14 protein-coding genes are annotated in these 16252 nt (G+C 66.8%); 9 read left to right on the forward strand and 5 right to left on the reverse strand.

The features are described from left to right. Positions 1-32: 32 nt before the first annotated feature. Entirely contained in the window at positions 33-1712 is a 1680-nt protein-coding gene (ettA, locus tag J1M43_RS08040; protein WP_033107190.1) for an energy-dependent translational throttle protein EttA, read from the forward strand. Further along, positions 1705-2199 (forward strand): thioesterase family protein, encoded by a 495-nt coding sequence (locus J1M43_RS08045; protein ID WP_033107189.1) that lies wholly within the window; start codon positions 1705-1707, stop codon positions 2197-2199. The genes ettA and J1M43_RS08045 overlap by 8 nt, the downstream gene beginning before the upstream one ends. A 37-nt stretch (positions 2200-2236) precedes the next feature. Here J1M43_RS08045 and J1M43_RS08050 read toward each other — a convergent pair whose 3' ends face one another. Beyond that, on the reverse strand, positions 2237-3121 hold the full coding sequence (locus J1M43_RS08050) for an acyl-CoA thioesterase II (protein WP_033107188.1): 885 nt from the start codon (positions 3119-3121) through the stop codon (positions 2237-2239). Between the two features lie 50 nt (positions 3122-3171). Here J1M43_RS08050 and J1M43_RS08055 point away from each other — a divergent pair, with 50 nt between their 5' ends. Continuing rightward, a complete protein-coding gene (locus J1M43_RS08055) occupies positions 3172-3837 on the forward strand; it encodes a hypothetical protein (RefSeq protein WP_033107187.1) in 666 nt (221 codons plus the stop codon). Here J1M43_RS08055 and J1M43_RS08060 read toward each other — a convergent pair. The 4 genes from J1M43_RS08060 to pepN form a co-directional block, all read right to left on the reverse strand. Next, positions 3834-5498: an FAD-binding dehydrogenase gene (locus tag J1M43_RS08060; protein WP_206476439.1), complete on the reverse strand. Its 1665-nt coding sequence runs from the start codon at positions 5496-5498 to the stop codon at positions 3834-3836. The genes J1M43_RS08055 and J1M43_RS08060 overlap by 4 nt on opposite strands. Next, entirely contained in the window at positions 5495-5947 is a 453-nt protein-coding gene (locus J1M43_RS08065; RefSeq protein WP_033107185.1) for a globin, read from the reverse strand. Before J1M43_RS08065 ends, J1M43_RS08060 begins: the two co-directional genes overlap by 4 nt. Continuing rightward, a complete protein-coding gene (locus J1M43_RS08070) occupies positions 5944-7017 on the reverse strand; it encodes a mechanosensitive ion channel domain-containing protein (protein WP_084595887.1) in 1074 nt (357 codons plus the stop codon). The genes J1M43_RS08065 and J1M43_RS08070 overlap by 4 nt, the downstream gene beginning before the upstream one ends. 79 nt (positions 7018-7096) lie before the next feature. After that, entirely contained in the window at positions 7097-9664 is a 2568-nt protein-coding gene (gene pepN / locus J1M43_RS08075; RefSeq protein ID WP_206476440.1) for an aminopeptidase N, read from the reverse strand. A gap of 124 nt (positions 9665-9788) precedes the next feature. Here pepN and J1M43_RS08080 point away from each other — a divergent pair, with 124 nt between their 5' ends. Genes J1M43_RS08080 through J1M43_RS08105 form a run of 6 tightly spaced genes read left to right on the forward strand, consistent with a single transcriptional unit; the run spans position 9789 to position 16194 of the window. Further along, positions 9789-10970 carry a ferrochelatase gene (locus tag J1M43_RS08080; RefSeq protein ID WP_206476441.1) on the forward strand — a complete coding sequence of 394 codons (1182 nt, stop codon included), beginning with the start codon at positions 9789-9791 and terminating at the stop codon, positions 10968-10970. Positions 10971-11007: 37 nt separating this feature from the next. Further along, entirely contained in the window at positions 11008-11511 is a 504-nt protein-coding gene (locus tag J1M43_RS08085; RefSeq protein WP_033107182.1) for a ribose-5-phosphate isomerase, read from the forward strand. 1 nt (position 11512) lies between these two features. Next, positions 11513-12529, forward strand: a complete 1017-nt coding sequence (locus J1M43_RS08090) for an Fpg/Nei family DNA glycosylase (protein ID WP_206476442.1) — start codon at positions 11513-11515, stop codon at positions 12527-12529. Between the two features lie 43 nt (positions 12530-12572). Further along, entirely contained in the window at positions 12573-14051 is a 1479-nt protein-coding gene (locus tag J1M43_RS08095; protein WP_033107180.1) for a sodium:alanine symporter family protein, read from the forward strand. A gap of 23 nt (positions 14052-14074) precedes the next feature. Then, positions 14075-14719, forward strand: a complete 645-nt coding sequence (locus J1M43_RS08100) for an FMN-binding negative transcriptional regulator (RefSeq protein ID WP_033107179.1) — start codon at positions 14075-14077, stop codon at positions 14717-14719. Continuing rightward, entirely contained in the window at positions 14716-16194 is a 1479-nt protein-coding gene (locus J1M43_RS08105) for an amidohydrolase (RefSeq protein WP_206476443.1), read from the forward strand. The genes J1M43_RS08100 and J1M43_RS08105 overlap by 4 nt, the downstream gene beginning before the upstream one ends. The last annotated feature ends 58 nt before the right edge of the window (positions 16195-16252 follow it).

Raw genomic sequence — 16252 nt, forward strand, 5'->3', positions numbered from 1 at the left:
ATCTTCGACGCCTACAAAAGGAGCGGTTCTCAGTGGCTGAGTACATCTACTCGATGGTTCGTGCGCGCAAGGCGGTGGGCGACAAGCTCATCCTCGATGACGTGACGATGTCATTCCTCCCGGGGGCGAAGATCGGCATGGTCGGCCCGAACGGCGCTGGTAAGTCGACGATCCTCAAGATCATGGCCGGCCTTGACCAGCCGTCGAACGGTGAAGCGAAGCTGTCGCCCGGGTACACCGTCGGCATCCTCATGCAGGAGCCCGTGCTCGACGAGACGAAGTCGGTGCTCGAGAACATCCAGGAGGGCGTCGCGATCAAGCCGAAGCTCGACCGGTTCAACGAGATCTCCGCACAGATGGCGGATCCTGACGCCGACTTCGACACGCTGCTCGCCGAGATGGGCGTGCTGCAGGAGGAGATCGACGCGGCAGACGGCTGGGACCTCGACTCCCAGCTCGAGCAGGCCATGGATGCGCTTCGCACCCCTCCCGGAGACGCCGAGATCGCCCCCCTCTCCGGCGGTGAGAAGCGCCGTGTGGCACTGGCCAAGCTCCTGCTGCAGAAGCCGGACCTGCTGCTGCTCGATGAGCCAACCAACCACCTCGACGCCGAGAGCGTGCTGTGGCTCGAGCAGCATCTGCAGGCGTACAAGGGCGCTGTCATCGCCATCACCCACGACCGGTACTTCCTCGACAACGTCGCGGAGTGGATCGCCGAGGTCGACCGTGGCCGCCTGATCGGCTACGAGGGCAACTACTCGACCTACCTGGAGAAGAAGGGCGAGCGCCTCGCGATCCAGGGCAAGAAGGACGCCAAGCTCGCCAAGCGTCTCAAGGACGAACTCGAGTGGGTGCGCTCCAGCGCCAAGGGCCGCCAGACGAAGTCGAAGGCGCGTCTGGCTCGCTACGAGGAGATGGCGACCGAGGCGGAGCGCACCAGGAAACTCGACTTCGAGGAGATCCAGATCCCTGCGGGTCCGCGTCTCGGCAGCGTCGTCATCGAGGCGAAGAATCTCAAGAAGGGCTTCGGCGATCGCACGCTCATCGATGGGCTGAGCTTCAGCCTCCCACCCAACGGCATCGTCGGCATCATCGGTGCCAACGGTGTGGGAAAGACCACGCTGTTCAAGACGATCGTCGGTCTCGAGCCACTGGACAGCGGAGATCTCAAGATCGGTGAGACGGTCAAGATCAGCTACGTCGACCAGTCGCGCGCCAGCATCGACCCCGACAAGAACCTGTGGGAGGTCGTCTCCGACGGGCTCGACTTCATCACTGTCGGCAAGACCGAGATCCCCTCGCGCGCCTACGTGTCGAAGTTCGGCTTCAAGGGACCGGACCAGCAGAAGAAGGCGGGCGTGCTCTCCGGTGGTGAGCGCAACCGCCTGAACCTCGCTCTGACGCTCAAGGAGGGCGGCAACCTGCTCCTCCTCGATGAGCCGACCAACGACCTGGACATCGAGACCCTCGGTTCACTCGAGAATGCACTGCTCGAGTTCCCCGGCTGCGCCGTGGTCATCACTCACGACCGGTGGTTCCTCGACCGCATCGCGACGCACATCCTGGCCTACGAGGGCACGGACGAGAACCCGGCCCAGTGGCACTGGTTCGAGGGCAACTTCGAGTCCTATGAGAAGAACAAGATCGAACGCCTCGGCCCGGATGCCGCCAACCCGCACCGCTCGACGCACCGCAAGCTGACGCGTGACTGACGCTCCCACCGCGGTCGCGTCGAGGCTGCACGTTCCCATCCACCTGCGGTGGGGCGACCTCGACGCGTTCAATCACGTCAACAACACCTCGATGCTCAAGCTTCTCGAGGAGGCGCGCGTGCGCGCCTTCTGGAAGGCCGAGGAGGGGGAGACTGCGCCGCCCACGGCCGTGCTCAACTCAGGCATCGAGGCGGGGACGCTGACGCTGATCGCGCGGCAGGAGATCGAGTACCTCGCACCGGTGCCGTATCAGCGGCGCCCCCTCGAGGTGCAGATGTGGTTCGGCAAACTCGGCGGGTCAAGTCTTGAGGTCTGCTACGAGGTGTACACCGACCCTGCGAACGAGACGCGCGTGCTCTACGCGCGCTCGACCGCCGTGATCGTGCTCGTGGATGCGCAGAGCGGACGCCCGAAGCGCATCACTCCGGAGATGCGTGAAGCATGGACGCCGTACATCGGCGAACCGATCACCTACGCGCACCGCTGACGTTCGCGCCGACGGCGTGATCAGCAGGTGAGTTCGATCAGGCGTCCGGGACCCTGATCATGATCTCCTGCGTCACACTCGCCGCGAGGTCGCCGTCGTGCGTATAGATGCGTCCGGTGGCGAGTCCGCGACCGCCACGGGCATTCGGTGACTCCTGCACGTACAGCAGCCACTCGTCGACGCGCGCCGGACGATGCCACCACATCGCATGATCGAGGCTGGCCACTTTCAGCCCGGGCATCGCCCACGGCACGCCGTGGGCGCGCAGGATCGACTCCTGGATGCTCATGTCACTGAGATACGCGAGCGCGGCCCGGTGGAGGCGGGGATCCTCCGGCATCGGAGCGCGCATCCGCATCCACACGGCCTGCTGCGCCTTGCGTTCGCCGTCGGCCACGAGATACAGCGGGGACTCGACGTGACGCATGTCGACCGGACGGTCCGTCAGCATCCGCAGTGCCTGCGGGTGCCCGCCCTCGACGCGTGCTTCATCCGATGGGATGTCATCCGGTGCGGGGACGCCCCCCGGCATCGGCTGCGCGTGCTCGACGCCCGGCGCTTCGTCCTGGAACGACGCGATCATCGAGAAGATCGGCACGCCGTTCTGGTAGGCCTGCGAACGCCGTGTCGAGAAGGAGCGACCGTCATGGATGCGATCGACGGCGATCGTGAGTCCCTGCGTGGAATCGCCGGGGCGGAGGAAGTAGCCGTGCATGGAATGCACCGCGCGATCCTCCGGCATCGTCCGCTCGGCCGCGATGAGGGACTGACCCAGCACCTGGCCGCCGTAGATGCGTCCGGTGGGCATGCTGTGCGAGCGTCCGGTGAAGATGTCTTCTTCGGTGCGCGCCTGCGTCTCGTCCAGATCCAGCACCTCGAGCAGGTTGTCGACGGATGCCTGAGCCCGTGCCGCTTCGCTCATGGCTCTCCTCACTGCGACCGCACGGCCGCCTCGTTGGTAGTTTAGAACGCGTGCCCCCTCGTCTCGTTCTCTCCGATTCCGACACGGCTCGAGACGTTCTCACGTTCCTCGGCCGCGCGATGCGGGTCTCTGACGACGGCATCCGCCTGCAGGGCAGAAATGGCGTTCTCGCACTGACGGCGTCTGCGCTCGCGCCCAAGGGGCTGTTCGATCAGACGCCGACGGTCCTCGCGATGCGGATCGTGCATGCCGACCCCGAACTGGAGTGCGACATCGTCGTCGACGAACTCGCGCAGGATCAGGACGAGCGGATGCTGACACTGCCGGAGACCGGGCGTTCACCCGCGTGGGCCGGGGTGGCGCCGCCGCGCGGCGGGTGGGAGCCTGCCGGCCGACTGGACTCCGCGACGATCGCCCGCCGCGCGCAGTGGGGGATCTCCGCCGTCGCCCGTGGCGCGACGCCTGGTGCGGGCGAAGAGGCCGTCAGGGCGCTCAGAGCGGCGATCTGGGGTGAATCAGACGAAGACCTCGGGGGTCTCGTGCGCGGCATCGCGTTCGCGGCGCACGCGTTCGGATTCATCTCCGGAGAAGAGCAGATCCCGGTGACCACGTCGGGACGGTGGACACGACTGGCGTTCCGCCGGGGCCACGTGCTCGCCCGCGGTCCGATGGCCAGCGGACTCACCGCCGTGCGCAGCACGGGGACGCAGAACTAGAGCGTCCGCGCAGCCGCCCGGCCGGCCTGCCGCCCGGAGAACAGGCACCCGCCGAGGAACGTGCCCTCCAGCGCCCGGTATCCGTGCACGCCGCCGCCACCGAATCCGCTCGCCTCGCCCGCAGCGTACAGGCCGGAGACGACCGATCCGTCGGCTGCCAGAACGCGTCCGTCGAGATCCGTCTCGATCCCGCCGAGCGACTTGCGTGTGAGCACGTGCAGCTTCACCGCGATCATCGGGCCGGCGGACGCGTCCTGGAGCCGGTGCGGGCTCGCTGCGCGGATGAGCTTGTCCCCGCGGTAGGCACGCATGGATCGCAGCATCCCGATCTGCGCGTCCTTGGTGAAGTCGTTCCCGATCTCGCGGTCTCGGGCGATCACTTCGCGCCGTACCAGCTCCAGATCGAGCAGATCGCCTCCATCGGCCTTTCCCATCTGCTGCAGCAGCGAGTCGAGGTCGTTCTCCACGATGAAGTCCTCGCCTTCGTCGAGGAAGGACTGCACAGGGCCGGTCGGACCTTTCGCGAGACGTGACTTCAACAGCAGTGCGACGTCCTTGCCGGTGAGATCCGGGTTCTGCTCGCTGCCCGACAGCGCGAACTCCTTCTCGACGATCTGGCGCGAGGTGACGAACCAGGAATGGTCGTGTCCGGTCGCACGCAGATGCTGCAGCGTGCCGAGCGTGTCGAAACCCGGAAACAGCGGCACAGGCAGACGCTTGCCCGTCGCGTCCAGCCAGAGCGACGACGGTCCAGGCAGGATCCGGATGCCGTGCGCCGGCCACACAGGATCCCAGTTCTTGATGCCCTCGACGTAGTGCCACATCCGATCGCCGTTGATCAGGTTCGCCCCCGCACCCGCCGCGACCGGATACATCGACCCGTCGACGTATGCGGGGACTCCGGTGAGCATGTGCCCAGGCGGAGTGCCCAGCCGGTCCGGCCATGCCGCACGCACCAGGTCGTGGTTGCCGCCGATACCGCCGGAGGACACGATCGTCGCACCCGCGGTGATCTCGAAGTCGCCGACGACATCGCGCGCCGATGCCACTCCCCGTGCGGCCGGGTCTTCGACCAGCACGTCGCCTCTCGCACCGACCACCGCACCGTCGGTGACGATCAGTTCGGTGACGCGATGGCGGGGGAGGATCGTGAGGGATCCGGAATCCTCGGCGCGATGCGCGGCATCAGCGAACGGAGCGACGATGCCGGGGCCGGTACCCCAGGTGATGTGGAACCTCGGCACCGAGTTGCCTGGGCCGATCGCACCGTAGCCGCCGCGCTCCGCCCAGCCGACGACGGGGAAGAACCCGACGCCGCGTTCTCGCAGCCACGCACGTTTCTCGTCTGCGGCGAACTGCAGGTAGGCATCGGCCCATGCGCGTGGCCAGCGGTCCTCCTCGCGGTCGAACCCCGCATTGCCGAACCAGTCCTGCGTGGCGAGCTCGAGGGAATCCTTGATGCCGAGCCGGCGCTGTTCGGGCGAGTCGATCAGGAAGAGCCCGCCGAACGACCACCACGCCTGTCCGCCGAGGTTCGAGCGCGGTTCCTGATCGATGAGGATGACGCGTCTGCCTGCGGTCGTGGCCTCAACAGCGGCGACGAGGCCCGCCAACCCCCATCCGATCACGAGAACGTCTGCGGAAAGGGGCGTGGTGGTCATGGGGTCTCCGTTGAATCCTGACTGCTGCTGCGGGTCTCGAGGGTCGATCGCCCAGCGGGCGCCGGACCGATGCCCGACGGCTCCGTGGTGTTCACCATGGCATAAGCGGCGCGCTCCAGGTAGTCCCAGAGGGTGGCATCGTGCAGCGGGGACAACTGCACCTCGTCGAGCGACGTGCGCATGCAGCGAAGCCAGCGGTCGCGTGCATCCGGATCGACGTGGAACGGCATATGACGCATCCGCAGGCGCGGATGGCCCCTCGTCTCGCTGTACGTGGACGGACCGCCCCAGTACTGGGCGAGGAACATCGTGAACCGCTCTGCGGCCGGCCCGAGATCCTCTTCGGGATACATGGGGCGCAGCACCGGATCGAGCGCCACCTCTCGATAGAAGCCGTTGACGATCGTCTCGAATGTGGCGTATCCGCCGACCTCGTCGTAGAAAGTCATGACTCGTCCTCCGGCTTGTTCTTCGGGGCTGCCCTGGTGTCCTTCTTGCGCCAGATGCCGCGAGAGACCGGCGGCACGCCGGTGACGGCATTGGGCTTGGTGGTGGGCGGATTCGCGCCGCGCACGCGCCGTGCACCCTCTGGACCTGTGGGGACGACCGATTCGAGGCTGGGGATGGCGAGCCCCATGTCCTCGATCGCGACCTTGAGCCGCATGCGCAGCTCGCGCGCGACATCATCCTTCGCGTTCGCGCGGGTCTTCAGCACCACGCGGATGACGAGGGCCTCACCCGAGATCGATTCGAGCCCCCACACCTCCGGACGCTCTACGATGCGGGTGCGCCACTTGGGATCCTTCGAGAGACCCAGTGCGGCTTCCAGGAGGGCGGCCTCGACGTCTGGCACGACGGCATCCACCGGCACGCCGAGATCGATGATCGCGCGGGCCCAGCCCTGCGACATGTTCCCGATGCGCAGCATCTCGCCGTTGCGGACGTACCAGAGCGTTCCGTTCACATCGCGCACCTGCGTGACGCGTACGCTCACGTGCTCGACGACGCCGCTGGCGAGTCCGGTGTCGACGACGTCGCCGATGCCGATCTGATCCTCGGCGACGATGAACAGGCCGTTCAGCACGTCCTTGACGATGTTCTGCGCCCCGAAACCGAGGCCGGCGCCGATCGCGGCGGTGAGCAGGGTGAGAGACGTGATCAGATCAGGGGCGATCACCGCCATCACCATCAGCAACGCCACGATCACGACGGCGACGTTGATGATGTTGTGCAGGATGCTGCCGAGCGTGCGGGTGCGCTGGATCAGGCGCATGTCGGCGAGAGGGGATCGCTCGAGCGCCTGCGTGTCCTCGACGTTCGCCTTCGACTTGGCGGTGTCGACGATGCGGTGCACGACCCGGCGGACGACGAAACGGAGTGCCAGTCCGATGAGGAACGCGACCACGATGATGATCGCGATGGTGATCGCCTTGCCGCCGATCACCTTGAGGATCTCGAGGAATGACACCCACACCTCGTTCGCCGTGTCCGGCGCGGTGTCGGTCTCGAAGGGAAGCATCAGCACCCTCCGATCCTAGCGATCGGGCCTCTGCACCGGCTGGACGGCAGCGCGGCAGAGGCCCGATCGAAAGGGTGGGTCAGTTGTGCTCCTCGTCGCCTTCGGCGTCACGCGACTGCGCGGCGAGGGCACGTTCGACGTCGGCGAGTCCTTCGCTGACGAGGCGACGCAGAGCAGGAGCGGCGTCACCGTTCGCCGAGAGCCAGGACCGCGTCGCGTCACGCAGATCGGCGTTCGCCAGCGCCGTCGGGTACAGCCCGACGATGAGGTAACTGGCGATCTGGTAGGTGCGCGACTCCCATACCGGGAGCAGCATGTCGAAGTACTCCGGCACGAATTCGCCGAGTACTGCCGTGCTGTTCGGGTGCCCGAAGCCGAGCGCTGCGGAGCGCACGATCGTGTTCGGCAGGTTGTCGTCGTCGATGAGCGAGGTCCACGCCGCGCGCTTGTCCGCCTGGGTCGGCAGCGCGGCCCTGGCCTGAGCGGCGAACTCCCCACCCTTGGAGGTGTTGTCCGCGGCGAGGGCGGCGTCGATGGACGCGGCATCCGTCGCACCGATCGTGGCGAGGCCGACGAGCAGCTGCCAGGAGAGATCGGTGTCGATCTCGAGGCCCGGGAGCGTCTCCTCACCGGAGCGAAGGCGTCCGACGATACCGGCGTGCTCCGAGTTCACGAGAGTGTTCGCGAAGGCCGTGACGAACTGCAGCTGGCTGTCGCTGCCGGCCTCGGCGCCGTGCGCGAGATCCCACAGGCCGTCGGCGATCTTCAGACGCGCGGCGTCACGCTCGGACGGTGCGACGTACAGCGTCGCGGCCGTGCGCAGCTGCGCGAGCGTGGTGCGCACCGTCGTCGACTCGGACTCCCTGCCGATGTTGCGCAGCACGAGCTCGATGTAGTCGGATGCCGTGCTCTCGGCGTCGCGGGTCTGATCCCAGGCCGCACCCCATACGAGCGAGCGTGCGAGGGGATCGGCGATCGCGTCGAGATGATCGATCGCGGTCGCCAGCGAGCGCTCGTCGAGCCGGATCTTCGCGTACGCGAGGTCGTTGTCGTTGAGCAGTACGAGGTCGGGACGCCTGCGGCCCTGCAGCTCTGGGACCTCGGTGCGATCGCCGTCGACATCGATCTCCGCGTAGTGCGTGCGAGTGAGGGTGCCGTCTGACAGGTCGTAGAAGCCGATGCCCAGGCGGTGGGGGCGGATCGTCGGGTAGTCGGCTGGTGCCGTCTGAGTCACCGCGAAGCGCGTGATGACGCCGTCGGAGTCCTCGGCGATGACGGGGGAGAGCGTGTTCACACCGGCGGTCTCGAGCCACTTCTTGGACCAGGTGCTGAGATCGCGGCCGCTGGTGGCCTCGAGCTCGGTGAGCAGGTCGCTCACCTCGGTGTTGCCCCACGCATGCTTCTGGAAGTACTGCCCGACACCGGCGAAGAACGCGTCGATGCCGACCCAGGCCGCGAGCTGCTTGAGAACCGACCCGCCCTTGGCGTACGTGATGCCGTCGAAGTTGACCTGCACGTCTTCGAGGTCGTTGATCTCGGCGACGATCGGGTGCGTGGACGGCAGCTGATCCTGGCGGTACGCCCAGGTCTTCTCCATGGCGTTGAACGTGGTCCACGCCTCGGTCCACTCGGTGGCCTCGGCCGTCGCGATGGTCGACGCCCATTCGGCGAACGACTCGTTCAGCCACAGGTCGTTCCACCACTTCATGGTGACGAGATCGCCGAACCACATGTGTGCGAGTTCGTGCAGGATCGTGACGACCCGGCGCTCCTTGACGGCATCCGTCACCTTGCTGCGGAAGACGTATGTCTCCGTGAACGTGACGGCGCCCGCGTTCTCCATCGCACCCGCATTGAACTCGGGCACAAACAGCTGGTCGTACTTCGCGAACGGGTACGGGACGCCGAACTTCTCCTCGTAGTAGGCGAAGCCCTCACGGGTCTTGTCGAAGATGTAGTCGGCGTCGAGGTGCTGCCACAGGCTCTTGCGGCCGTAGACACCGAGCGGGATGACATCGCCCGAGGCGCTGGTCAGCTCGGAGAACGTGGACTCGTACGGTCCTGCGATCAGGGCCGTGATGTACGAGGAGATGCGCGGGGTGGGCTCGAAGCCCCAGGTGGCGGTGGCGTTCTCGTCGTGGTTGATCGGCTCCGGCGTCGGCGAGTTCGAGATGACCTTCCACGCCTCGGGAGCAGTGACGGTGAACTGGAACGTCGCCTTCAGGTCGGGCTGCTCGAACACCGCGAAGACGCGGCGCGAGTCGGGCACCTCGAACTGCGAGTAGAGGTACACCTCGCCGTCGACAGGATCGACGAAGCGGTGCAGGCCCTCGCCCGTGTTGGTGTACAGGCAGTCGGCGTCGACGACGAGGACGTTCTCCTCCTGCAGACCCGACAGTGCGATACGCGAGTCGTCGAAGACCTCGCTGGGGTCGAGCTGCTCGCCGTTGAGCGAGATCTCACGCACGTCGCGCGCGATCAGGTCGATGAAGGTGAAGCTTCCGGGAGTCGCACGGAAGTGCACGACGCTGCGGGAACCGAAGACCTCTTCGCCCTTCGTCAGATCGAGCGAGATCCCGTAGGACTGCGTGTCGATGAGAGCGCGTCGCTCCTGAGCTTCGATTCGAGTGAGATTCTCTCCAGGCACAGCTGATTCTCCCAGGGGTTCGGGGTCGGCACCGAGATCCGACGCGGCTGGCGCCGACGGCAACCATGACAGCCTACGCCAGGACCCGGGCGTTGTCGGTGCGCGGTGGTGGAAAGATGGACGTGTGACTGCATCCGCTCCTGACCTCGTTCCATTCGCATCCGCCGCTGCCGCAGACGGCCCCGAGTTCGTCGAGACGCCGGTGGCGTACGACGCCCTGGTGCTGGCCAGCTTCGGCGGGCCGGAAGGGCAGGATGACGTGATCCCGTTCCTGCGCAACGTGACGAGAGGCCGCGGCATCCCGGACGAGCGGCTCGAAGAGGTGGCGCACCACTACCGGCACTTCGGCGGGATCAGCCCGATCAACGCCCACAACCGCGAGCTGAAGACCGCACTCGAGGCAGAGCTCGCGCGCCGCGGCATCGATCTGCCGGTGTACTGGGGCAACCGCAACTGGGCCCCCTATCTCGACGATGCCTTCACGGCAGCCACCGATGACGGGCACTCGACGCTGCTCGTGCTGGCCACCAGTGCATACAGCTCGTACTCCAGTGACCGGCAGTACCGCGAGGACATCGCCCGCGCGATCACGGACGCGGGCCTCGAAGATCGTGTGACCGCCGACAAGGTGCGTCTCTACTTCGACCACCCCGGTTTCGTGCAGCCTTTCCAGGAGGGTGTGGATGCCGCGGTCGCCGGGTTCCTCGAGCAGGGGGTCGCGGCATCCGACATCCACGTACTGTTCTCGACCCACTCGATCCCGACCGCAGACGCCGAGCGCTCAGGCCCGCGGGATGTCGACTGGGGCGAGGGCGGCGCGTACGTCGCACAGCACCGTGCCGTCGCCGCCCACATCATCGAGAATGTGGCCGCGGTCACCGGTGGCACGACAGTGCCCTGGCAGCTGGTGTTCCAGTCGCGCTCCGGTCCTCCCACGCAGCCGTGGCTCGAGCCCGACATCAACGACGTGATCGCCGAGCTGCCGGCAGCAGGTGCGAAGGCGGTCGTGATCGTGCCGCTCGGGTTCGTCAGCGACCACATGGAGGTCATGTGGGATCTGGACACCGAGGCCATGGAGTCGGCCGCAGAGGCGGGCCTGCTCGCCACGCGGACGCAGACGCCGGGCGTGCACCCCGCGTTCGTCGCCGGACTGGTCGACCTCGTGATCGAGCGCGTCGAGGGGACACCGGCATCCGAGCGCCCGCACCTGACCGACCTCGGGCCCTGGTACGACGTGTCGCGCGCCGGGGACTGCGAGAACGTGCGGCTCGGTTTCAAGCCGGCCGCGGCCGGTCTCACGCCCTGACGCGGGCCGGCATGCAGACGCTTCTAGGATGGTGAGCATGCGCATCCACATCGCCACCGACCACGCGGGACTGGAATTCTCCACGAAGCTGCAGGACCACCTGCGAGCCGCGAATCACGAGGTCATCGACCACGGTCCGCTCGAGTACGACGCCGTCGACGACTATCCGGCGTTCTGCATCCGTGCGGCGCAGGGCGTCGTCGCCGATCAGGTTGCGGGCGTCGTGGCACTGGGCATCGTGTTCGGCGGCTCGGGCAACGGCGAGCAGATCGCTGCGAACAAGGTGCAGGGCATCCGCGCGGCACTCGTATGGAATCTGTCCACCGCCGAGCTCGCCCGTGAGCACAACGACGCGAACGTGATCTCGATCGGTGCGCGCCAGCACACGTTCGACGAGGTCACCGCGTTCATCGACCGTTTCATCTCGACGCCGTTCTCGGACGAGGAGCGCCATGTGCGTCGGATCGGCCAGATCGCGGATTTCGAACGCGACGGCTCCTTGCTCCCTGACCCCCGCGAGCTGTCAGACCCGCAGGCCTGACATGCCAGAGGGTCACTCCGTCCACCGGATCGCTCGGCAGTTCGAGCGCAACTTCATCGGCAAGCGGCTGCACGCCTCCAGCCCCCAGGGCCGCTTCGCGGAGGGAGCGGCGCTGCTCGACGGACGAGAGGCCGTCAGCGTCAAGGCCGTCGGCAAGCAGATGTTCCTCGAGGCCGAGGGCGACCTGTGGCTAAGGGTCCACCTGGGCCTCTACGGCGCATGGGACTTCGCGGGCGAGATCCTCATCGACCCGACCATCGCGTCCGCGAACGGACGCATGGGGCAGACGAATCAGCGCGGCACGGATCTGGACGCTCCGATCCTCGATGACGCCCCGATCCTCGACAGCGCGGGCGAGAACTCGCTGGCGTCGATCGGCGCGCCCAGGCGCGCGCGGGTGCACGTGCGCATGTCCGAGCAGACCAAGGGTCTCGCGGACGAGGGTTCGGAGTGGCCCCCGCCGATCGTGGGTCAGGTGCGGCTTCGCCTGATGACCGACATCACGGCGGCCGACCTACGCGGACCGACGGCGTGCGAGTTGCAGACGCCGGATGAGATGCTCGCCAGCGTCGCCAAACTCGGCCCTGACCCTCTCGTGGGCGACCCGATCGAGAACGAGGAGCGCTTCGTCCGAGCGGTGCGCAAGAAGCAGACCCCGATCGCCCTGTTGCTGATGGACCAGACGGTGGTGAGCGGCATCGGCAACGTGTACCGCGCCGAGATGCTGTACCGGGCGCGTCTGAACCCGCACACGCCTGGCCGCGACGTGCCGGAGGAGATCGTTCACCACCTCTGGCAGGACTGGGTGCGGCTACTCGCCATCGGCGTCGAGACCGGCCAGATGATGACCATGGACGACCTGTCACCGACCGGCTATCGTGCGGCCATGGCGAGCCGTGACGATCGGCACTGGGTCTACCACCGTGCCGGCCTGCCGTGCCGCGTATGCGGTACCGAGATCGCACTCGAAGAACTCGGCGCGCGGAAGCTCTACTGGTGTCCGAGGTGCCAGGCCTGACTAATGTGGTCCCATCGACTGCACCGACGCAGACAGGAGCATCATGGACCTCACGGGCTTGCAGAGCGCGTTAGAGACAATCAGCGGCTGGATCTGGGGACCATGGTTCCTCATCCCTCTTCTGCTGGGAACCGGACTGTATCTCACGATCCGCCTCGGCGGGCTGCAGTTCATCCGCCTCGGCTCCGCGTTGCGGCTGGGACTGTTCACGCGGAAGGATCCGGGCTCTGACGGCGACATCTCGCAGTTCCAGGCGCTGACGACGGCCCTCGCGGCCACGGTAGGAACCGGCAACATCGTCGGCGTCGCCACCGCCATCGGCATCGGCGGACCCGGCGCCTTGTTCTGGATGTGGGTGACCGGCCTTCTGGGCATGGCGTCGAAGTACTCCGAAGCTTTCCTCGGCGTACGGTTCCGCGTGACCGATGAGGCCGGCGAGAAGAACGGCGGGCCCCAGCAGTATCTCGAGCGCGGCATCCGCGGATGGTTCGGTAAGACGCTCGCGTTGTTCTTCTCGGTCGCCGCGTTGATCGCCTGCTTCGGCATCGGCAACATGACCCAGGGCAACTCGATCGCGACGAACCTCGAGTCGAGCTTCAGCGTGCCGCCGTGGGTCTCCGGGATAGTGCTGACCGTGTTCGCGCTGGTCGTGCTCGTAGGCGGCATCAAGTCGATCGGCCGGGTCACGGCAGGTCTCGTGCCGATCATGATCATCTTCTACGTACTCGGTGCGCTGTACATCCTTATTGCGAACGTCGGAGGCATCCCGGCGGCCATCGCACAGATCTTCACAGACGCCTTCACCGGAACCAGCGCCGTCGGCGGATTCGCAGGATCAGCAATCATCATCGCGGTGCAATACGGCGTTGCCCGCGGCATCTTCTCCAACGAGTCCGGCATGGGTTCAGCAGCGATCGCAGCCGCCGCCGCGAAGACGAGCCACCCCGTCCGACAGGGCCTGGTATCGATGACTCAGACGTTCATCGACACGATCATCGTCGTGACGTGCACAGGACTCGTCATCATCACGACCGGCGTGTGGAACCAGACCGACCCGGACACCGGTGAGCAGATCAGCCCGGCGCTGATGACTGGCGAGGCCTTCTCGAACGGACTACCCGGCGAATGGGGGCACTACATCGTCACGATCGGCTTGGTGCTCTTCGCCGGATCCACCATCCTCGGCTGGTCGTACTACGGTGAGCGCAATGCCGAGCGCCTGTTCGGACGCCGGGCGGTGGTACCGTTCCGCATCCTGTTCTCACTCGTCGTGTTCATCGGCTGCACGGTGCAGTTGGGGGTCGTGTGGGCCTTCTCGGATGTGATGAACGGCCTCATGGCGCTGCCGAACCTCATCGGCCTGCTGATCCTTTCCGGTCTCGTCGCCCGCGAGACGAAGAAGTACCTCGACAACGACCCGAAACTGCGGGCGACTCCGGAGGAAGTCGACGCGTTCATGGCGGGAGACAAGGCCTTCGAAGACTGGAAGACTCAGTCCATTCCGGTCGTGAAGACCGAGTGAGCGCAGGCATCTAGGCTGAGAGCATGCGTCAGAACCCCAGTTTCACTCTCGCCGACGTCGCCGAGATGCGACGTGTCATCGAGCAGAATCCGTGGGCGACGATCGTGAGCGGCGCGGCGGACGGACAGGTCGCCTCGCACTACGTGATGATGCTCGACGAGGACCGCGATGACCTCACCATCGTGGGGCATGTCGGGCGCCCCGATGACCTGATCCACGGCATGGGGGAGCGCGAACTCCTGGTCGTGTTCCAGGGCCCGCACGGCTATGTGTCTCCCGGCTGGTACGGGCCCGACACGCAGGCCGTGCCGACCTGGAACTACATCGCGGTGCACCTCTCGGGCGTGCCGGAGATCCTCAGCGACGACGAGAACCTGAGGGTGCTCGACCGGCTGGTCGAACGTTTCGAGGGACGTATGCCGGATCCGCGGCTCATGTGGGAGCGGCCGAACGACGAGGCCTTCGTGCGCAGGCTCGCCTCGGGCACGGTCGGATTCCGTCTGACGCCGACGCGAGTGGTGGCCAAGCGCAAGCTCAGCCAGAACAAGGAAGCCGCGACCGTCGAACGCGTCATCGCCGAACTGCAGGGCGATGGCGTCTATGCGAACCCCGCCTTGGCCGGCGAGATGCGCAGGGCTCAGGACGCTCGCCCCGGTCGCACGGCATGACGGAGGTCGGCACCCACGTCTCGGTGATCCGGAATGCTCGGGTCGCGGGGCCAGGGCGTGAGTTCCTCGTCGACGACGAGCCGGTCGACATCCACATCGATGGCGGCCGGATCGTCGACATCGCCCCTGCCGGCGCCCTGCCAGTAGGGGGCGAGACCATCGATGCCGACGGTGCATGGGTCGTACCCGGGTTGTGGGACAACCACGTTCACACCGTGCAGTGGGCTCTGGCTTCCGAACGGGAACAACTGGGCGCCGCTGTCTCAGCCGTCGACGCGGCCTCGCGGATGGCTGGCGTCGCACCGCTGGCCGACGGCCGACGCGTCGGCACAGGTTTCCGGGACGCGTTGTGGGCGGACTCCCCGTCTCTGCAGGTTCTCGACGCAGCGACGGGAGATGAGCCCACGTACCTGATCAACGCGGACGTGCACAGCGTGTGGCTGAATTCCACCGCACTCGCGCGAGAGGGATTCGTCTCTTCCGACGGGATGCTGCGCGAAGAAGACGCTTTCGAGATCTCGAAGCGCGTGAACGTGGTGGAGCCTGTGCACGGCGATCTCGCGGTGCGTGCAGCAGGCCAGGCCGCCGCAGCCAGGGGAGTGACGGGGATCGTCGACTTCGACATGGCCTGGAATGCGGATGCGTGGGCACGCCGCGCCAGTGCCGGCTTCAATACGCAGCGGGTGGAATTCGCGGTGTACCCGGCGGACCTTGCGCGCGCCATCGCGAGTGGTCTTCGAACCGGTGAGGTGCTGCCGGAGACCGGCGGGCTCGTGCGCGTCGGATCCCTCAAGATCATCACGGACGGGTCGCTCGGAACGCGTACAGCCGCGTGCTCGCACGCCTACCCCGGCGACGCCGCCGACTTCGGCGTGCTGAACATTCCGCCCGCCGAACTGATCGGACTTCTGACGGAGGCGGTCGGCTCCGGACTCGCCGTCGCCATCCATGCGATCGGCGACCGCGCGGTGTCGTCCGCTTTGGACGCGGTGACCGTGACCGGCGCATCCGGAACGATCGAGCACGCGCAGCTGGTGCGCCACGCCGACCTCGCCCGTCTCGCCCGACTCGGCCTCGCAGTCAGCGTGCAGCCGCAGCATGCGGTCGATGACCGCGACCTGGTGAAGCAGTACTGGGCGGTTCAGACGGCCGTGGGGTATCCGATGGCGTCGTTGCTGCGGGTCGGGGCCGAGCTGAGACTGGGTTCCGATGCGCCAGTGGCGCCGCTGGAGCCATGGCAGGCCATCGCGGCGGCGGTGCATCGGACGAACGACGAGCGCGAGCCGTGGCATCCCGAAGAACGGCTGAGCGTCGACGAGGCGCTCGCTGCGAGCGTCCGCAGCGCCGTCCGTCCTGGCGAGCCCGCTGATCTGGTGCTGTGCGCTGCCGATCCGCAGGATGCGGACCCGTCGATGCTGCGCGCGATGCCGGTGCTGGCGACACTGCTCGGCGGCTCGATCACGCACTTGACGTGATCGAGGGGCACCCGTCACCGCTTGGCGGTGCGCGTGATCTCAGCGTGCGCACGATACC

This window comes from Microbacterium sp. KRD172 (assembly GCF_017168295.1).
GTDB lineage: Bacteria > Actinomycetota > Actinomycetes > Actinomycetales > Microbacteriaceae > Microbacterium > Microbacterium profundi.

Excerpts from the sequence above, each read along its gene's own strand:
- J1M43_RS08095 (WP_033107180.1), top strand. The coding sequence starts at position 12,573 with ATGGACCTCACGGGCTTGCAGAGCGCGTTAGAGACAATCAGCGGCTGG.
- J1M43_RS08105 (WP_206476443.1), top strand. The coding sequence starts at position 14,716 with ATGACGGAGGTCGGCACCCACGTCTCGGTGATCCGGAATGCTCGGGTC.
- J1M43_RS08065 (WP_033107185.1), bottom strand. The coding sequence starts at position 5,947 with ATGACTTTCTACGACGAGGTCGGCGGATACGCCACATTCGAGACGATC.
- J1M43_RS08070 (WP_084595887.1), bottom strand. The coding sequence starts at position 7,017 with ATGCTTCCCTTCGAGACCGACACCGCGCCGGACACGGCGAACGAGGTG.
- J1M43_RS08085 (WP_033107182.1), top strand. The coding sequence starts at position 11,008 with ATGCGCATCCACATCGCCACCGACCACGCGGGACTGGAATTCTCCACG.
- J1M43_RS08050 (WP_033107188.1), bottom strand. The coding sequence starts at position 3,121 with ATGAGCGAAGCGGCACGGGCTCAGGCATCCGTCGACAACCTGCTCGAG.
- J1M43_RS08090 (WP_206476442.1), top strand. The coding sequence starts at position 11,513 with ATGCCAGAGGGTCACTCCGTCCACCGGATCGCTCGGCAGTTCGAGCGC.
- J1M43_RS08100 (WP_033107179.1), top strand. The coding sequence starts at position 14,075 with ATGCGTCAGAACCCCAGTTTCACTCTCGCCGACGTCGCCGAGATGCGA.
- J1M43_RS08060 (WP_206476439.1), bottom strand. The coding sequence starts at position 5,498 with ATGACCACCACGCCCCTTTCCGCAGACGTTCTCGTGATCGGATGGGGG.